The sequence below is a fragment of the Paenibacillus sp. P4_A9 genome (assembly GCF_056402415.1).
Genome location: NZ_JBFUHL010000009.1, coordinates 81,254 through 98,949, shown reverse-complemented (window position 1 = coordinate 98,949; position 17,696 = coordinate 81,254). Strand labels below are relative to the sequence as shown.

At 46.2% G+C, this 17,696-nt stretch carries 16 protein-coding genes; 5 read left to right on the top strand and 11 right to left on the bottom strand.

Annotated elements, in window-relative coordinates; translation table 11 throughout:
- Positions 1 to 247: 247 nt before the first annotated feature.
- A complete protein-coding gene (locus AC1DVJ_RS09710) occupies positions 248 to 1,789 on the top strand; it encodes a Ppx/GppA phosphatase family protein (RefSeq protein WP_477590260.1) in 1,542 nt (513 codons plus the stop codon).
- Here the strand turns inward: AC1DVJ_RS09710 and ppk1 are convergent.
- The gene (ppk1, locus tag AC1DVJ_RS09705) at positions 1,755 to 3,887 is read right to left on the bottom strand and encodes a polyphosphate kinase 1 (RefSeq protein WP_477590258.1); all 2,133 of its coding nucleotides are present in this window, start codon (positions 3,885 to 3,887) and stop codon (positions 1,755 to 1,757) included. The genes AC1DVJ_RS09710 and ppk1 overlap by 35 nt on opposite strands.
- 185 nt (positions 3,888 to 4,072) lie before the next feature.
- On the opposite strand from ppk1, the gene ytvI reads away from it, so the two are divergent.
- Positions 4,073 to 5,209, top strand: a complete 1,137-nt coding sequence (gene ytvI / locus AC1DVJ_RS09700; RefSeq protein ID WP_477590256.1) for a sporulation integral membrane protein YtvI — start codon at positions 4,073 to 4,075, stop codon at positions 5,207 to 5,209.
- Positions 5,210 to 5,241: 32 nt separating this feature from the next.
- On the opposite strand, the gene AC1DVJ_RS09695 is transcribed toward ytvI, so the two are convergent.
- The 8 genes from AC1DVJ_RS09695 to AC1DVJ_RS09660 form a co-directional block, all read right to left on the bottom strand.
- Complete coding sequence (locus AC1DVJ_RS09695) at positions 5,242 to 5,637, bottom strand: FxsA family protein (protein WP_477590255.1); 396 nt, start codon at positions 5,635 to 5,637, stop codon at positions 5,242 to 5,244.
- A gap of 4 nt (positions 5,638 to 5,641) precedes the next feature.
- Positions 5,642 to 6,082 carry an acyl-CoA thioesterase gene (locus AC1DVJ_RS09690; RefSeq protein ID WP_477590254.1) on the bottom strand — a complete coding sequence of 147 codons (441 nt, stop codon included), beginning with the start codon at positions 6,080 to 6,082 and terminating at the stop codon, positions 5,642 to 5,644.
- Positions 6,083 to 6,214: 132 nt separating this feature from the next.
- A complete protein-coding gene (pyk, locus tag AC1DVJ_RS09685; RefSeq protein ID WP_477590252.1) occupies positions 6,215 to 7,969 on the bottom strand; it encodes a pyruvate kinase in 1,755 nt (584 codons plus the stop codon).
- On the bottom strand, positions 7,962 to 8,942 hold the full coding sequence (locus tag AC1DVJ_RS09680; protein WP_477590251.1) for an acetyl-CoA carboxylase carboxyltransferase subunit alpha: 981 nt from the start codon (positions 8,940 to 8,942) through the stop codon (positions 7,962 to 7,964). Before AC1DVJ_RS09680 ends, pyk begins: the two co-directional genes overlap by 8 nt.
- Positions 8,932 to 9,798 carry an acetyl-CoA carboxylase, carboxyltransferase subunit beta gene (gene accD / locus AC1DVJ_RS09675; protein ID WP_477590249.1) on the bottom strand — a complete coding sequence of 289 codons (867 nt, stop codon included), beginning with the start codon at positions 9,796 to 9,798 and terminating at the stop codon, positions 8,932 to 8,934. Before accD ends, AC1DVJ_RS09680 begins: the two co-directional genes overlap by 11 nt.
- A 65-nt stretch (positions 9,799 to 9,863) precedes the next feature.
- Positions 9,864 to 10,052: a glutamate decarboxylase gene (locus AC1DVJ_RS09670; protein ID WP_163949334.1), complete on the bottom strand. Its 189-nt coding sequence runs from the start codon at positions 10,050 to 10,052 to the stop codon at positions 9,864 to 9,866.
- Positions 10,053 to 10,222: 170 nt separating this feature from the next.
- Positions 10,223 to 10,723 (bottom strand): phosphatidylglycerophosphatase A family protein, encoded by a 501-nt coding sequence (locus tag AC1DVJ_RS09665; RefSeq protein WP_477590247.1) that lies wholly within the window; start codon positions 10,721 to 10,723, stop codon positions 10,223 to 10,225.
- A gap of 169 nt (positions 10,724 to 10,892) precedes the next feature.
- Positions 10,893 to 14,501, bottom strand: a complete 3,609-nt coding sequence (locus AC1DVJ_RS09660; RefSeq protein ID WP_477590245.1) for a DNA polymerase III subunit alpha — start codon at positions 14,499 to 14,501, stop codon at positions 10,893 to 10,895.
- Between the two features lie 123 nt (positions 14,502 to 14,624).
- Between AC1DVJ_RS09660 and AC1DVJ_RS09655 the strand changes: the two genes are divergently transcribed.
- The 3 genes from AC1DVJ_RS09655 to AC1DVJ_RS09645 all read left to right on the top strand — a co-directional run bounded on the left by AC1DVJ_RS09655 (position 14,625) and on the right by AC1DVJ_RS09645 (position 15,823).
- Positions 14,625 to 14,957, top strand: a complete 333-nt coding sequence (locus tag AC1DVJ_RS09655; protein ID WP_477590243.1) for a YtrH family sporulation protein — start codon at positions 14,625 to 14,627, stop codon at positions 14,955 to 14,957.
- Positions 14,954 to 15,445 carry a sporulation membrane protein YtrI gene (locus AC1DVJ_RS09650; protein WP_477590241.1) on the top strand — a complete coding sequence of 164 codons (492 nt, stop codon included), beginning with the start codon at positions 14,954 to 14,956 and terminating at the stop codon, positions 15,443 to 15,445. Before AC1DVJ_RS09655 ends, AC1DVJ_RS09650 begins: the two co-directional genes overlap by 4 nt.
- Before the next feature lie 84 nt (positions 15,446 to 15,529).
- Positions 15,530 to 15,823, top strand: a complete 294-nt coding sequence (locus tag AC1DVJ_RS09645; RefSeq protein WP_477590239.1) for a YtpI family protein — start codon at positions 15,530 to 15,532, stop codon at positions 15,821 to 15,823.
- Here AC1DVJ_RS09645 and AC1DVJ_RS09640 read toward each other — a convergent pair.
- On the bottom strand, positions 15,820 to 17,148 hold the full coding sequence (locus AC1DVJ_RS09640) for a DRTGG domain-containing protein (RefSeq protein WP_477590238.1): 1,329 nt from the start codon (positions 17,146 to 17,148) through the stop codon (positions 15,820 to 15,822). The two genes, AC1DVJ_RS09645 and AC1DVJ_RS09640, sit on opposite strands and share 4 nt — an antisense overlap.
- Positions 17,149 to 17,324: 176 nt before the next feature.
- Complete coding sequence (locus AC1DVJ_RS09635; RefSeq protein WP_477590237.1) at positions 17,325 to 17,612, bottom strand: hypothetical protein; 288 nt, start codon at positions 17,610 to 17,612, stop codon at positions 17,325 to 17,327.
- Between the last annotated feature and the right edge of the window lie 84 nt (positions 17,613 to 17,696).

Genomic DNA, 17,696 nt, shown 5'->3' with positions numbered 1-17,696 from the left:
TAATAATAAAGTATTTTACTTGGTAAGTGAACAAATGGGGTCATAGAAGTTCATTATCACTACCATAGAAATTCTTTTTGGCGGAATTTTCACACCATTTTCCATACACAGTTTCCAAACACACGATACAAGTTTTTGTTAATTTCCCCGAATTATTCAGTGGGCGCGGAAAAATTTGTAGACATAGTGCGAGATTGATACAATGTAACCAATGAATCCGTGAATTGAGTTAAAAAGGAGCGACACTATGAGCAACCACGCAACGAGGATTGGCATCGTCGATATCGGATCCAACTCCATCCGACTTGTCATTTATGAAATTAATGCCCAAGGAGCTTATCGCGTCGTGAGTGAGCATAAAGATTCCGCAAGACTTAGCGAACGTATGGGTCAAGATGGCATCTTACATAGCAAGGATATTAATTCAATAGTTCCTATCTTAACCCATTATGCCATGTTATGCCAGTCTCAAGCAGTTACAACCGTTCGAGCCGTTGCAACAGCAGCCGTTCGGAACGCTGCCAACACCGCGGATATCGTACGCGTCCTTGAGGAACAAACCGGGCTCCGCATTGAGGTATTGAGCGGTTTTGAGGAAGCGCGCTTTGGTTATCTCGGGGTCATTAACTCCATGGATATTCGCGATGGCATGATCATTGATATCGGTGGCGGAAGCACAGAGGTCTCTTTATTAAAGGATAGGGAATTGGTACACAGTGTCTCATTTCCATTCGGAGCAGTGAATACCACTCGCCAATATATGAAGGGCGCTAATCTAACGGATCAGGAGATTACCGATATTCGTAAGATGGTAATTGAGGCGATTGCCTCGCAGCCTTGGATTTCGACTTCACCTGATCTTCCCATGGTTGGTTTAGGAGGTACGATCCGTACACTGGGAAAAATGAGCCGTAAGCGTAATAAATATCCGCTCCAGCTTGCTCATAATTATGTCCTGAAGTCTGGTGAGATTCAGGAATTTTCAAATCTTTTATCCTCGTTGCCCATAGAAAAAAGAAAGAAAGTCGATGGCCTCGCCAAAGAGCGAGTCGATATCATGGTGCCTGGATTACTTATTCTAGAGACGATTTTCGAAGCAGCGAAATCCTCTGCCTGTCTGATTAGCGGCTCTGGTTTACGCGATGGTCTCTTCTTTGAAACCTATAATCCTAAGCAACCCTTTAAAGATAATGTTTTGGAAGCTAGCATCCAGAACGTCCTAACACTCCACCCGAATGCTGCTGTCAAGCATGTCCGGCATGTCGATACTTTTGCCATGCAGTTGTATGATGCGCTTGCTCCATCCACAGATTTTGAAGCCCGCGGCAGACTGCTGCTGCACACAGCTGCTCTATTGTACCGAATTGGTGTTAGTGTTCATTTCTACCAATACCTCAAGCACACGGAATATATGATCCAAGAAGCTCATATTGACGGCCTAAGCCATCGTGAGATTGTCATTGCTTCACTTATCGCAACTTTCAAAACAAAAAATCGGACCCAGCAGCAGGCTCTTACGTACAAGGACCTATTACTGGAATCCGATTGGGTCTTAATCATTAAGCTCGGTGCTATCCTTAAGCTTGCCATTGCGATGGATGTTAGTGAGACACAGCCTATTCAAGAGGTCATCAGTATTCAGCGCAGTGAAACATCGATAAGCTTCAAATTGCTTTGTGGGCACAACCCGTATTTGGAGCTCAGGGAGTTGACTGCATTCTCCAAAGATTTCGAAAAAATCTGGGGACTCAAGCTTACGACTCAAGCCGGAGTTTCTTCCATGAAGTAATCCGCATCGCCTCGAACTGGCTCCGATAAGGGGTCAGTTCATTTTTTATACGTGTGTACATTCCATTGGACATGAGCTCTCTCGCTTTGACGTTATCGTGGAGCGTCACGTTCAGAATATGAATCATCATTTTCTTCATTTCGCGGTCCAGAACCGGACACATCAACTCAATTCGCCGCGTTAAATTGCGCGTCATCCAATCTGCCGAGGATAGATAGACATCGACATGCCCGCCATTTTCGAAATAGTAGATCCGTGAATGCTCTAGAAACCGGTCTACAATACTCCGTACCGTAATATTCTCACTTAGACCAGGAACACCTGGCCGCAAGCAGCATACCCCGCGAATAATGAGTTCGATCTTCACGCCAGCCTGTGACGCAGCGTATAACGCATCCACCATCTCTTGATTAGACAAGGAGTTCATTTTCGCAATAATCTGTGCAGGTCGACCAGCTCTGGCATGCGCAGATTCACGAGCAATAAGCTCGAACAACTTATCTTTCAAATCCGTTGGAGCTACGGCGAAGGATTGCCAGTCATGAGGTGCCGAATACCCTGTAATTTCGTTGAAAAGCGCCGATGCGTCCTCGCCAATGACACTGTTTGAGGTGAACAAACCAACGTCGGTATATAACCGGGCCGTACTGTCATTATAATTACCTGTACCGACATGAATATATCGACGAAGGGTATTTTCCTCCTGTCGCACGACAAGCGTGATTTTCGCATGAGTTTTGAGTCCCACTAGCCCGTATACCACGTGACAACCTGATTTTTCAAGCATTCTAGCCCAAGCAATATTCCGCTCTTCATCGAATCTAGCCTTCAGCTCAACAACTACCGTCACCTGTTTACCTGATTCTGCCGCTCTAGCCAATGCCTGAATAATCGGCGATTTACCACTCGCTCTGTAGAGTGTCATCTTAATGGCCAATACATGCGGATCATAAGCGGCATGGACGATGAAGTCCGTTACGGCGTCAAAAGTCTCGTACGGGTGATGAACGAGTACATCCTTCGTTTTAAGAATATTGAAAAAGTCAGCCGAATCAGCTGAATCCTCAAATTCAACGGGATATTTGGCAACAATCCGCGGATAGCGAAGATTATCAAAGCCATTCAATGTGTTGGCTAACTTCATAAAGTAGGTGATGTCCAAGGGTCCATCAATCTCAAAAATTTGTTCCTCTATCTCAAACTCATCCTGCAATTGCGCTAAGGCGTAGGGATGGATCCCTTCTTGGACCTCCAACCTCACAGGAGAGCCCCAACGTCTGCGCCTAAGCTCTTTTTCGATCTCTTCCAGTAAATCCTCCGCACCTTCTTCATTGAGTGTTAAATCCGCATTTCGCGTCACACGGAAGCCATGCACGGAAATCGGTATATAGCCGCTGAAAAGAGACTGAATATGGTGCTCGATTAATTCTTCAAGTAGTATGAATTCGGTTTTTTTACTATTCGAACGCGTAGGTACAGGAATGCAGCGTGACAAGTTGCTTGGGATTTGAACAATAGCGAAGAAAGGTTCTTCGTCCAAATCTTCGCCCTCACGAACAAGTAAAACCGCTAAATATAAAGATTGATTATGTACGAGTGGGAACGGTCTGCTTTGATCGACAGCCATCGGAGTGAGCACGGGAAAAACAATATCATGGTAGTAGGCATCCATGGCTTTCTTCTGAGACGTATTCAAATCCTCATACTCGGTAAAAACAATGCCTTCCCTCGTCAAAAGCCGCGTTACTTCACGATACGTTTTGTACTGCTCTGTCACCATTTTCGCTGTGCGTTTCATAATACGTTTAATGAGCCCTGCTGGAGTGTAACCGGTGAAATTCTTTTTGGTATAGCCAGCCTTAATTTGATCCTTGAGTCCTGCGACACGAACACTCATGAATTCATCGAGGTTGCTCGATACGATCGACAGAAATTTCACACGCTCTAGCAGTGGTGTACTCGCATCTTGCGCTTCCTCAAGCACACGCCAATTGAACTCAATCCAGCTCAAATCACGATTTAAGTACTTGGTTGAAATCTCTTTGACTTCTTTGAGTTCTTTAACTTCCTTCAGTTCTGGCTCGCGCGCAATACTCATAAATCCTCCAGTATTTTTGCATTATTAGTAATCTTGTATCTTCATTGTACTATGGGTCTTTGGAGGCGACAATCCAAATCCCTGTATTTCAATATATTAAGATTTTGTAAAGAACATGATATTTCCGTATTTATCCATGTTCATGTTACAATGAAATTGACTTGAAACAAGGAGTGATTCCTACCATGGGTATCCTAAATCCGCGACTGGTTCACCAAATTTTCAGGGGCATTTGGGTGGCGATAATTCTCACATTAGTGGCCCTTGCCTTTTACTATATCATTCCACTCATTTACCCCTTTATTTTTGGTTGGTTGATCGCACTTATGCTCAATCCGGTTGTTAATTTTTTTCAATTCAAATTAAAGCTGCCMAGATGGTTGTCTGTCACTTTATCCATGCTTTTATTCCTAGGGGCAATGGTTACTGTCATCACTTTACTTGTAGCCAATATTGTCGTGGAATTAGGCTCACTCGCAGATACGATCCAACTTCAAATCAACCGGTGGGTAGAAGAATTTAATGTGTTCATTAATTCGGTCACCTTCCAACAATGGATTGATCGTGTAAATGATTTTTTTGAAAATAATCCGAAATATCAGGAGACGGTGAACACCAATCTCTCTTCCACAGCAGGCTCAATTGCTGACGTTAGTAAATTGATCATCACCTATGTCTTTGCAGGGCTCAAAGCATTCCTGACCTCGCTCCCTAATATCGCAACGATCACGATCATTGTCATGTTGGCCACCTTTTTCATCAGTAAGGATTGGTATGGACTCATCAAACGCTATAAAGGCATCTTCTCAGACATGATTGTAAAAACAACAAAGTTGATCCGAACGGACTTGCAAAAAGCCTTGTTCGGCTATATAAGAGCTCAGTTGATTCTTGTATCACTCACTGCGCTAGTTGTGATCATCGGCTTACTTGTTCTCCGAGTTGATTATGCAATCACCATCGGCTTGCTAACTGGCTTAGCTGACTTGATGCCATATCTAGGAACAGGCGCTGTCATGGTGCCATGGATTCTCTATGTGTTCTTTGCTCAAGGTAATATCGTGCTTGGCATTGGACTTAGTGTCTTATATGGCGTTATTGTTATAGCGCGGCAAATCATGGAGCCCAAAGTATTAGCCTCTTCAGTCGGCCTAGACCCATTAGCCACGCTTATTGCGATGTTCGTTGGTTTAAAGCTATTCGGACTATTGGGACTTATCGTTGGACCTGTATCACTCATCCTCATTACCGCCTTCTACCGAGCGAGAATCTTTCATGATATCGCAGCGTACATACACAAAGGCTCGGCACCTCCGAAATAGGAGGATGACCGAGCCTTTGGTTTGACAACTTATTATCTGCGATTGATGATGTGCATGTTGCCTTTTCCGATTTGTTTGCGAATGATGGCCAGCAGCAGCACTTTGAATATCGGTCTCGTGTACGGAAAGACGAGCAGGAAACCCAAAATGTCTGTTATGAAGCCCGGCGTAATCAGCAATATCCCTCCAAGGAAAATGCAGATCCCATCCAGGATTTGCCCAGCAGGCAGTTGACCTTGCGACCACTCAAACTTCGCATATTCCATCACCTTGCGTCCCTCGCGCTTAGCAAAGTAAGCACCTAAGAAGCCGCTCGCTATGATTAACAGGAAGGTCATCCAACCTCCAACTAGATGTCCTAACATGATCAACATGGTTATTTCAATCGCAGGCACAAGAATAAATATAGCAAGAATCCAACGAAACATAGGTTTAGCCTCCTTCAGAATACTTCGCAATGAGCTGCCACAATTCTGGCGCTTCCTTCTCTATACGTACTGGCCTCCAAGAAGGATTCACCCAAACATGTCCAGATGTTCCTGTCACCATTAATTCTTCAGTGAGATCGTCATGTATTCTGCGAATTTCATAAGTAAATTGCAGGCGAACGCTGCTCATGTGTGACACCCGTGTATAGATCCCCACAAGATCATCGTAACGCGCTGGTTTTTTGAACTTGAGATCAGCTTCCGTTACAGGCAAGAGCAGGCCCATTTCCTCGATTTTACGATAGGGATAACCTAGGGATCGTATGAGCTCCGTGCGCCCAATTTCGAACCACGTTAAATAGTTGGCATGATAAACAACCCCCATTTGATCCGTTTCCTGATACCGCACACGCAGCTGATGTTGATGCCATTGTTCCTGGCTCATGTGAAAATCCTCCTGAGATACTTGGTGATTCCAGTATATCATAGGTGGGGCGTGAGCTCAGAATTTGGTGTCCCTCTAAACGCAAAAAAGAGTGAAGCAAGATCGTTCTCTCGCTTCACTCTTCGATATCACTTACAGAACGCTCGCTTGACCTGAGTAGATAACGCCTACTTCTGGGTAAATCGACACTTCTGTACCGTCTTTGATGATTTCTACTGCGTTTTCCACGCCTACGATAACTGGAATACCAAGGCTGAGTGCAACGACTGCCGCGTGTGACGTGATGCCGCCCACTTCGGTAATCAAGGCAGATGCTCTTTGAACAGCCGGCATATATTCTCTATCCGTTGATACGGTTACAAGCACAGCTCCGTCTATCATTTTCGCGTTAGCTTCTTCTGGTGTACGTGCAGTTACTACGATACCAGTAGCTGTTTGCATACCGATGCCTGTCCCTTTGGCAATCATCTCACCAACGTGATGAACTTTGATCAGGTTCGTTGTTCCAGAGCGGCCCACTGGCACGCCTGCTGTGATGACAACGATATCGCCAAGAGAAACGATACCTGTTTTGATGGAGCTTTCTACCGCTAGGTTGAACAGCTCATCTGTCGTCTTCGCTTGTTCGCCAAATACCGGAATTACACCCCAAACGAGGGATAAACGGCGAATGACTTGCTCGCTTGGCGTAACTGCGATAATCGGAGATTTCGGACGGTATTTGGAAACCATACGCGCTGTATAGCCACTTTCCGTTGCGGTCAGAATCGCTTTAGCGCCTAACTCCAATGCGGAGTTAGCTACCGCTTGCGAGATTGCTTCTGTAACCGTAACTTGTTGCGCTTGTGCTTGACGAAGGAAAATTTCTTTATATTCCAAAGCCTCTTCCGCACGCTCAGCAATACGAGCCATCGTTTCAACGGATTCAACTGGGTATTTCCCTGCTGCTGTTTCACCGGACAACATCACAGCATCCGTTCCGTCGAATACCGCATTCGCTACGTCACTTGCTTCCGCACGTGTAGGACGCGGGTTACGTTGCATGGAATCTAACATCATCGTTGCGGTAATAACCGGTTTACCTACGATGTTACATTTTTTAATCATTTGCTTTTGAACAACCGGAACATCCTCAGCCGGAATCTCAACACCAAGATCTCCACGAGCAACCATCAGACCATCGGAAACTTCAAGAATTTCGTCTAGGTTATCAACGCCTTCTTGGTTTTCGATTTTACTAATGATTTGGATATGCGAAGCATTGTGACGCTCCAGCAATTCACGAATTTCCATGACGTCGCTTGCTTTACGTACGAAAGAAGCTGCGATGAAATCTACACCTTGTTCGATCCCGAACACGATATCATTCGCATCTTTTTCTGTGATACCTGGAAGGCTGATTTTAACGCCTGGTACGTTAACGCCTTTTTTACTTTTGATCGTTCCGCCATTGACGATACGGCACTCGATCTCTGTTCCACGAATATCAACTACTGTAAGACCAATCAAACCGTCATCGATTAGAATCGTCGATCCGACTTTAACGTCGCGCGGCAGGTCTGAATACGTAACAGAGATACGGTCGATATCCCCAAGAATTTCTTCTGTAGTCAAAATAATGTGCTTGTCCTGAACAAGCTCAATTGGCTCTTCTTTTAGCTTACCTGTACGGATTTCTGGACCTTTGGTATCAAGCAAAATAGCAGCTATTTTGCCTGTCTCAGCGGATGCAGCGCGAAGGTTGCGGATACGTGCACCGTGCTCTTCAAAATCTCCGTGAGAGAAATTAAGACGAGCTACGTTCATACCCGCTTCTAGAAGCTTTTTAAGATTTTCTTGTGATTCGCTTGCTGGTCCAATGGTACAGACAATTTTCGTTTTACGCATGGTTACTGTTACCCTCCTGAGTGAATGTGAACCGACCGATATCTCTAAATTTACGGTAACGATCCTCGAGTAGCTCCTGTTCGTTCAAACTCAGCAGTTGCTGAAGCTGTTCCCAGACCGCTGATTTAATATGTTCGGCTTGCGTTGCTAAATCCCGGTGAGCGCCGCCCTTGGGCTCCGGAATAATACCATCGATAACGCCAAGTTCAAGGATATGATCGGCCGTAATTTTCATAGCTTCTGCTGCATGTAAGGCTTTAGAAGCATCTTTATAAAGAATTGAAGCCGCGCCTTCAGGACTAATAACCGAATAGATCGCATTCTCCAACATTAGCACCTTATTACCTAAACCTAACGCCAAGGCACCGCCACTGCCGCCTTCTCCGATGACAATACAGATGATCGGCACACGAAAAGAGGCCATTTCCAGCAGATTTCTGGCAATCGCTTCTCCTTGACCGCGCTCTTCCGCAGCATTCCCAGGGAACGCTCCCTTCGTATCAATAAATGTCACGATGGGACGCTTGAACTTGTTCGCTTGACGCATCATACGCAGTGCTTTACGAAACCCTTCCGGATGCGGACATCCGAAATTCCGCGCGATATTATCTTTCGTATCTTTCCCTTTTTGATGACCAACAACCGTCACGGGTACCCCGTTCAGTTTCGCTAGTCCACCAACAATAGCAAGATCATCGCCGTATAAGCGATCACCATGAAATTCAATGAAATCCGTGAAAATTGTGTTAATATAATCGATCGTCGTCGGTCTTTGCGGATGGCGTGCCAGCTGCATTTTCTCCGCTGACGTCATCGTCGTATATAGTTCATCCTCAAGCTGAGTGTATCTTTCTTCCAAACGACGAATTTCCTCTGAAAAGTCAATCTGCTTCTCTGCCCCAAATTTACGCAGCTCGGCAATTTTACTTTTTAGTTCCGCCAGTGGCTGTTCAAACGGCATTTCACCCGCCATAAGTTGCCTCCTCCTTCACACCATGCATGTCGAGCAGCTTAATTAACGTCGGTCTCATATCCTTGCGGCAGACGACCTTGTCGAGCTGACCATGCTCGAGATTGAATTCAGATGTTTGGAAATTATCAGGCAGCTTCTGCTTAATCGTTTGCTCGATAACGCGGCGGCCCGTAAAGCCAAATGAAGCTGCCGGCTCAGCAATAATAATATCGCCAAGCATTGCAAAGCTCGCCGAAACTCCGCCAAAAGTCGGATCTGTAATAATAGATATGAATAATCCGCCTTCTTGGTTAAGCTTGGACAATGCTGCGCTAGTTTTGGCCATTTGCATAAGGCTGAGAATACTTTCTTGCATACGTGCGCCACCAGATGTGGAATAAATGAGAATCGGAAGCTTTTTCTCAATCGCCAGTTCTACGGCTCTGGTCATTTTCTCACCGACAACGGAACCTAGTGAGCCTCCCATAAAATCAAAGCTCATCGCAGCAACGATAACTGGATATCCACCAATCGTTCCTTGACCCGTCATAATCGCATCCTGGAGCTTCGTTGTGTTCTTCGCTTTGTCCAATTTCTCGACGTAATCAGGGAACTGCAAAGGATCCTCTGAGATCATATCCGCATCAAATTCAACAAATTGGCCTTCATCGAGCGTTAGTTGGATCCGTTCGGATGCGCTTAATCGATAATGATAACCGCAAGATGTACACACTTTTAGATTCTTCTCAAGCTCTTTACTTGTCTGAATCGTGCCACACTTCGGACATTTATTCATTAAACCCTCAGGAATATCCCTTTTCGTTCTCTCGGAAGGAATCGTTGCATATTTTCGCTTTTGAAATAAATCCTTTAGCACATTTCCACCTCTACTTGGCTATGATCTATATTCCTTGACAAGCCACGTTCATAGTTCTACTTTTACTATCTATGTAAAATAGAATTGAGCACTTCTTGTACTTCTTCCAGCTCCCCTTCGGGAACAACAATTTCGAATTGATTTTTGGATAAAGAGATGCCTCGTACTTGAACGAGAAAACCTTCTTCCGTCAGCTTCTGTTTAATCCGCTCTGCAATTTTCGCAGTAGGAGCTATATAGATCACCGTCCACATGAATAAACCTCCTATGACGTGCAACTACAACCACTAAGGCAACTAAGCAATGACGATAACAACATCCTTTATACGCATAGGAACACACAATGCAATAATGATATCATAATTTCACTTTTGCCCGCAACAGAGCACATCGATATAAAAAGTAAAGCCTGAACTATTAAGGCTTAGTCCAGACGGTGTTTACTGCTATAATCAGGCGCATGCTCATTCTGATGAGCGATTCTGGCTGAGGCTGCTGCGGCTAATCCGCAAATTAAGTCGTCGAGAAAAACATGCACAGCGCTGCGGTTATCGTTCAATGCGCGGATAATCCCTATTTTTTCCTTATCTAAATAACCGAAGCTGGTTAAGCCAATCATGCCATAAACATGCACAATCCCAAGTGCTAAGGTCTCGTCTACCCCGTAGAGCGGTTCATCCACCTCAAGAATAGATTGCAGCGGCTCTGGCAGCATTTTCTTCTCTGCTAATTCATCTAGGGCAATCCCTGTATAGAGGGTATATTGCACTTCACGCTTGGAAAGCACTGCCATAACACTGTCTTCACATTCTTCAATCGTGAGTTGATCATTATAAGGCTTCTGCAGCTTATATACGATTTCTGCGACTTGATCTACGGTCACACCGCGTTTCTGGAGTAGCTGGATCATGTGTTGTTCGGTCATAAATCCTCCTCCTAGCAATGGGATGCCTACATGAATAGAATGAAAAGCTGGGTTCCTATTCATATGCGGAGAAAGCTTTTTTTACTACAAGATCCATAAGAAACAACGATGAGAAGCACAAGAGAAAACCCACGAGAACCAAATGAGAAACACGTCGAGTGAAATTATCTCATTTCACTCGCACGGAATCTTTGCCCATGATCGTCTCGATCATGCGCATAAGATCCTTGGTCGGATCGACCCGATACTGGTCGCTCAAGGCCAAGAGCTTGTTGCTGCTTTCATAGAAAAGCGCAACCGCGAGCTGGCCCTTATGCAGCTTCAGCAGCGCCTTCAGCTGCAGGAGCTTATCCGGCTGCTCACAGTCAGCCGTGATCTTGACGAACACGCGCTGCGGCTTCGCCTCAGCAGCCGCAGCGTGGGGCTCTGGGCGGCCCGCTGCGGGGGCCGCCTGATTGGCTGGAGCGACGCTGCGCGAGCCGCTCGGAGAGGCAGCCGGGCGCGGCGTACGATCCCTGACAGCGTCAGGGGATCGTCGCTGCGCCGCAGGCTGCCTGCGAAGCCGCTGGACGGCCTCCGGGTCGTCCAGCGCAGCAAGCTGCTCCGCGAGCAGCTTGGGCGGGTCCTCGTCCTGAAGCTGCAGCTTCGCACGGACGAGGACGAGTCTGCCCTTCTGCACGAGCGGAGCCGACTTCTTCCAGGTCTCGGGGAACAAGACCACCTCGACCTTATCGATGCGATCCTCCAGCTCCATGAAAGCCATGGGATCGCCTTTTTTGGTGACGATCGTCTTATTCGAGAGGATCATCCCTGCGACAAGGACGTCGCTATTATCTGGAAGCTCCGTTAGCTGATGCATCATCACGGCATCCAGCTCTGCCAGCTGCTCAGCATAAGCGTCCAAAGGATGACCAGAGATATACATGCCGAGCAGTTCTTTCTCCAGCTCTAGCTGCTTGGATTGCGGCATCGGCGGGATATTCGGCACTTCAACTTCCCAGTTCGGCTCTTCGACAAATCCGAAGAGATGAAGCTGTAAATCGTCCCGTTCCTTGCGCCATTTCGTAGCGGAGGCAATCGTTTCATCTAGGATAGCCAGATGTTGGGCTCGATGCCCGCCAAGCGTATCGAAAGCTCCGCCTTGAATGAGCGATTCAACCACTCTTTTATTAACTACGCGAAGGTCGACCCGTCGGCAGAAATCCAGCAAGCTCTCAAACGGCGCTTTCTTACGCTCACTTAGAATCGCGTCAATTGCCTGTGTTCCTACATTTTTGATAGCGGCCAAACCAAATCGAATGGCTCCGGCGCTCGAATCAGGCGTAAAGACTGTTCTGCTGCCATTCACATCCGGCGGAAGAACCGCAAGCTTCACACGTCGACATTCGTCCACGTACTCAGCAACCTTGCGATGATTCCCCATAACCGCGGTTAACATCGAAGCCATAAAATAAATAGGATAATGCGCTTTAAGGTAAGCAGTTTGGAAAGCAAGCACGCCATACGCCGTAGCATGCGCACGCGGGAAGCCGTAATCCGCAAATCGCACGATCATATCGTACACATGATTCGCCTCATCGGCATTAAATCCTTGTCGCAAGCTCCCCGAGACGAAATGAGTCCGTTCTTCATCGAGTACTTCCCGCTTCTTTTTAGAAACAGCTCTGCGCAATAGATCGGCTTCACCTAAGCTGAAACCTGCCATTGACGAGGCAATTTGCATGATTTGCTCTTGGTACACGATGATGCCATAGGTGTCCCGTAGTATAGGCTCTAGTGTTGGATGCGGATAAACAACCTCCACCAGTCCATGCTTACCAGCAATATATTTCGGTATAAATTCCATTGGGCCTGGGCGGTACAAGGCTAAGACAGAAATAATATCTTCAAACTCGGAAGGCTTCAAATCCTTCAGTACCTTGCGCACGCCTGTTGACTCCAATTGGAAAACGCCGGTTGTTTCCCCTCTGCTCAACATTTCATAAGTCATGTCATCCGAGTCCATATTGAGAAGATCGAAGTTAATCTGAACCTCTTCCATTTGGGCGAGCCAGTCCACAGTTCGCTCAATAATTGAGAGGGTCCTTAGTCCCAGGAAATCCATCTTGAGGAGTCCAATCGCCTCCAAATGCTCCATCGTATACTGCGTGAGTGCCGTTTGAGCCGTCCCCTCTTGCAGAGGCACGTATTGCGTCAATGGCTCACGAGAAATCACAACTCCTGCAGCATGCGTGGAGGCATGGCGCGGCATCCCTTCAACACGCATAGCCATCTCTAGTAGTTCTGCGGTCTTAGGCTGTCTGGCTACCATTCCTTTCAAATCGGAGCTCACCTGAAGAGCTTCCTTCAGTGTCATTCCAAGCTGATTGGGAATCGCTTTAGCAGCCCGATCCACGTCACCATAAGGCACATTGAGGACACGCCCCACATCCCGAACTGCGGCTTTAGCCGCCATTGTTCCGAAGGTAATAATTTGAGCGACATGTTCATGACCATATTTGGCAACGACATAGTCAATGACTTCATCCCGGCGTTCATCGCTGAAATCAATATCTATATCCGGCATGGATATCCGTTCCGGGTTCAAGAACCGTTCAAACAGCAGCTTATATTGCAACGGATCGACATTCGTAATGCGCAGCACATAAGCAACTAAGCTCCCTGCAGAGGATCCCCGCCCTGGCCCCGTCATAATCCGTTTCTCATGAGCGAACCGAATAAAATCCCATACGATTAAGAAATAATCGGAAAAGCCCATATTCGCAATGACACCAAGCTCATAAGCAAGGCGATCTTCCGCCTGTTTCCTCATGGGATGGCTCGCATCATGCCACTCTGGCTTACTGCCATAACGCTGTTCCAACCCTTGCTTGCACAGCTCCTGCAAATATTGACCAGCTGACAACTGTGCAGGAATGGGGCTAAAGCTTGGTAAAATCGACTTTCCGAACGTCAGTTCGAGATCACAGCGTGAAGCAACCTCAGCTGTATTCGCAAGCGCTTCAGGCACATGGACGAATAACCGCCGCATTTCCTCTTCGCTTTTCAAATACATCTGACTCGTTCCCATCTTGAGCCGATCCGTGTCTTCCACTGTTTTGCCCGTGCCGATACAAATAAGAATGTCTTGCATCACATGGTCAGGTTCTGTTACGTAATGCACATCATTCGTGGCGATTAAAGGAATGCCGGTTTCTTTGCTCAGTTCAATCATGGAAACCATCACTTTTTTCTGCTCAATCATGCCGTGATCTTGAATCTCCAGAAAGAAATCGTCACCGAAAATGTCGCGATAACGCTCTGCCGCTTTGCGCGCCTCGTCATACCGGTTATGGAGCAAATGCTGGGAAACTTCACTGCCTAAGCAAGAGCTTAGGCAAATCAGCCCCTCCGAGTGCTGGGACAGATGGTCTAAATCAATACGCGGTTTATAGTGAAAGCCCTGTAGATGCGCAATCGACGTGAGCTTCATCAGGTTCTGATAGCCTTTGAAATTCTTCGCAAGCAATATAAGGTGATAAATCGGCTGCTCCTGCCGTGTTCCTTTATCACGAATAGAACCCGCAGTGAAGTACACTTCACAACCAATAATCGGTTTGATGCCACGCTGTTTGCAAGCCTTGTAGAAGGCAATGGCCCCATACATGACACCATGATCCGTTAAGGCCAGAGAGGTCATGCCAAGATTAGCCGCTTGTGAAACAAGCTCCTCCATCCGTGCCGCACCGTCTAATAAACTATATTCACTATGCACATGCAGATGTACAAACGAACTCATCCGCAATTCCCCCCTTCTTTCATGATTTATTCCTTACATTTTATCATATTGGAGCTAGCCAGTCCCATACAGTAGTAGAGAGAGTTTGTCCTCTCAACTCAGTAGAAAGGAAGCGATTAACACATGGCTGGCTTTTGGGCAAGTATTATCATGTATTTCTGCATTGCATTTGGGGTCGTATTCGGAGGCAGTATGCTAAGCGGTATCGCAGCCGTATTAACCTTGCAATCTCCAACTGAAAAAATGTTGACCATTTCAGAAAATATTAAGATTTGGGCCATGGTCGCTGCGGTTGGCGGTACCATTGATCCAATCCGTTATATTGAAAGTCATGTGGCCATCGGCCATCTCAATCCGGCAATCAAACAGATTGTCTATATCATCGTTGCTTTTACAGGGGCACAATTCGGAACTGCGCTCATTCAAATGATCTGCAAGGGGGGCCATCAGCCTTGAGAATCCCTCCTTTTGCCCGATATCAACGACTGCTTGCGAGCTTTGGACTGCTGTTGTCGGGAGCGATCATTGGGAGCGCTGTGTATATGAGCATTCATCATCACACGTATAATGAGTTATATGTGCAATTACATAAGGTTTTACAGGAGAATGAAGATCTCGAAATTGATATTGCTAACTTAACCAAGACTAAAAACAATCAAAGCCTAGTGAATGTAGTCAATGTCCATCTGATGCCCAGAAACGAGTCTGACATCTTTAGCGAGGACATTCAGAAAGAAATTGAAGGTGATATCAAAAGTGAACTCAAGCTTGTCATCGGGCAAAAAGCTACCTTTGTACGTGATTCCCAGCCCCTTTACGAGCGGCTAATTACGCAAAGAACTTATTTTCTACATGATAAAAAGTTTGTTGTCCAAGTCAAATCCATTGTGTTGATTCAAACGGAATTAACCATTTGGATTACGGCTGAGGAGAAAAAAACATAACATGAATCGGTGACTCATCTTGCAATCCCACCTTAAACTCGCTAAAGTTAATTGTAAATTCTACATAAGGGACGGATTGTACCTATGCACGCCATTCAACTCACGTTATTCATTCTTATCTGCTTTCTTCTCGCGCTCACTTTGTTCTACAGCATTCGCTCCAGACGCGAGTCAGATCCGGCCAAACGCGGCTTGTATACGGCCCGCATGAACATTTGCATGGGATTCATGTTAGTTCTCATTGCAATTACACAAATCTTCTTTTTCAGCGAATCCAGCTTCCGCCGTATCTTCGGCACAGTGCTCGTCTTGATTGGTGTCTTCAATGTTTTCGTTGGTATTCGCAATCATGGACACTTCGATCGTCAGTTGCGTTAGATCACTTGGGCGGTTAACATCGCCTTCGAAACTAGGGCTCCTGCATGATAAATTTCCACATCAATCTTGCCAAATTTACGGCTCACCTCGATGATGGTGGGTCGTATTTCTATTTTGGAATCAATCTGCAGCGGCTTCAGAAAATAGGTCGACATATTATCCATAACGAGATCACCCTTCTTATGCTCTTGCACAATTCGATAAGCCGCTTGCGTCATGAGCGTCGTAAGTACCCCCTCTGAAACAGTCCCCAAATGATTCGTCATCTGCGGCGTGATCACGCCATGAAATTGCAGTTTACCTTTCTCGTCCCTTACTTCTTCCATCCCAGACCAGATCAAATCTTCAAAGGTTTCACCGTTCTGCGGCTGCTTCTGGATTGATTGCATCGCCTTCAAAATATCGCTGCGGTTCAGCACGCCGACAATTTTCCGATTCGTATCCACGACCGGCAGCAGTTCAATCCCTTCCCACACCATCATGTGGGCGGCTGAGGCAACCGACGTCTGAGGTGAAACGGTGAGCGGATTTCTTGTCATCAATTTATCGACGGATTGCTGCGTGCTTGCACCGACCATATCTTTGGACGTCACTACACCGATAATGCGATTCCACTCATCGACGACGGGAAAGCGGCTATAGCCCGTATCCTCGGACATTCGCTGCCAATCCTTCAATGTGCTGTTCGCCTTTAGTGCGAAGAGCGCTGCGCCAGAGGCGAGAATATCTTCCACGAGCATGATTTTCTTTTTGATCAAACGATCGTAGATGGCTCTGTTAATCATGGATGCGACGGTAAACGTGTCATAACTGCTTGAAATAATTGGCAGCTCTAATTCATCCGCCAGCACTTTGACCTCGGTACTCGTATTGAAACCACCCGTAATTAACACGCCCGCTCCCTGCTCTAAAGCGCACAGATGTGCCCGATTACGGTTACCTACAATTAGCAGACTGCCTGCCTCAATGTAGCGCATCATCGCATCTTGCTCCATGGCGCCGATGACGAACTTGTGCAGCGTCTTATGAAGTCCTTTCGCCCCGCCAAGCACCTGACCATCCACCATATTCACAACCTCGGCAAAGGTCAGTTTATCAATGTTCTGACGAAGTTTTTTCTCAACACGAACGGTTCCGATCCGTTCTTTGGTCGAAACGAGTCCTTGATTCTCTGCTTCTTTGATCGCGCGGTAGGCAGTGCCTTCGCTGACTTCCATATTTTTGGCGATTTTGCGCACGGAAATCCGACTACCTAACTTTAAGTCTTCAATATGCCGCAAAATCTGCTCATGCTTCGTTAATGTATCGACGGAATGTGTATCCAACTGTTACACCTCATTCACTAAATACTGTATTAGTCTGTATTACTAGTATAAGCGTTCTAACAAGTAAGAACAATGAGGTTCGTTAGAAGAAAAAACATCCAACCCTATTGGATTGGATGCTCCACAATCATTATACCAAACATACGTTCGATGTCAAAGATTAGCTCATTCTTCGCCTACTTGCGGAATTGCAGAAGCTTTCGTCTGCCTTGTACGAGCTGCTCCATTTGCCATTTCTTCATCCGATTGATGCGGAGCTGCTGCTTGCGTTTTTCTTCATCTACACCAAGAATTTGGTGCAAATGCGCAGCAATGATGAGCAAGGCCATCACGAGCCAGATGACACTAAATATCATCGGCAAGGAACCAACCTCACGGAATTGTAGTTGTGGAATGGAATAAAATAACATGCCGACTGCCAAACTCATGTACACGACATTTTTGAAACCTTTCAATGGAATCACACGCCTTTCGCTCCAAATAATCTCGAACCTATCTCTACCTATTTCCATTGTATGAGACAAGTACTAGATATATGAGCGTATGGG

Coding starts and splice junctions, on each gene's coding strand:
- AC1DVJ_RS09710 (WP_477590260.1), top strand. CDS start 248: ATGAGCAACCACGCAACGAGGATTGGCATCGTCGATATCGGATCCAAC.
- ppk1 (WP_477590258.1), bottom strand. CDS start 3,887: ATGAGTATTGCGCGCGAGCCAGAACTGAAGGAAGTTAAAGAACTCAAA.
- AC1DVJ_RS09695 (WP_477590255.1), bottom strand. CDS start 5,637: ATGTTTCGTTGGATTCTTGCTATATTTATTCTTGTGCCTGCGATTGAA.
- AC1DVJ_RS09690 (WP_477590254.1), bottom strand. CDS start 6,082: ATGAGCCAGGAACAATGGCATCAACATCAGCTGCGTGTGCGGTATCAG.
- pyk (WP_477590252.1), bottom strand. CDS start 7,969: ATGCGTAAAACGAAAATTGTCTGTACCATTGGACCAGCAAGCGAATCA.
- AC1DVJ_RS09680 (WP_477590251.1), bottom strand. CDS start 8,942: ATGGCGGGTGAAATGCCGTTTGAACAGCCACTGGCGGAACTAAAAAGT.
- AC1DVJ_RS09670 (WP_163949334.1), bottom strand. CDS start 10,052: ATGTGGACGGTGATCTATATAGCTCCTACTGCGAAAATTGCAGAGCGG.
- AC1DVJ_RS09665 (WP_477590247.1), bottom strand. CDS start 10,723: ATGACCGAACAACACATGATCCAGCTACTCCAGAAACGCGGTGTGACC.
- AC1DVJ_RS09660 (WP_477590245.1), bottom strand. CDS start 14,501: ATGAGTTCGTTTGTACATCTGCATGTGCATAGTGAATATAGTTTATTA.
- AC1DVJ_RS09655 (WP_477590243.1), top strand. CDS start 14,625: ATGGCTGGCTTTTGGGCAAGTATTATCATGTATTTCTGCATTGCATTT.
- AC1DVJ_RS09645 (WP_477590239.1), top strand. CDS start 15,530: ATGCACGCCATTCAACTCACGTTATTCATTCTTATCTGCTTTCTTCTC.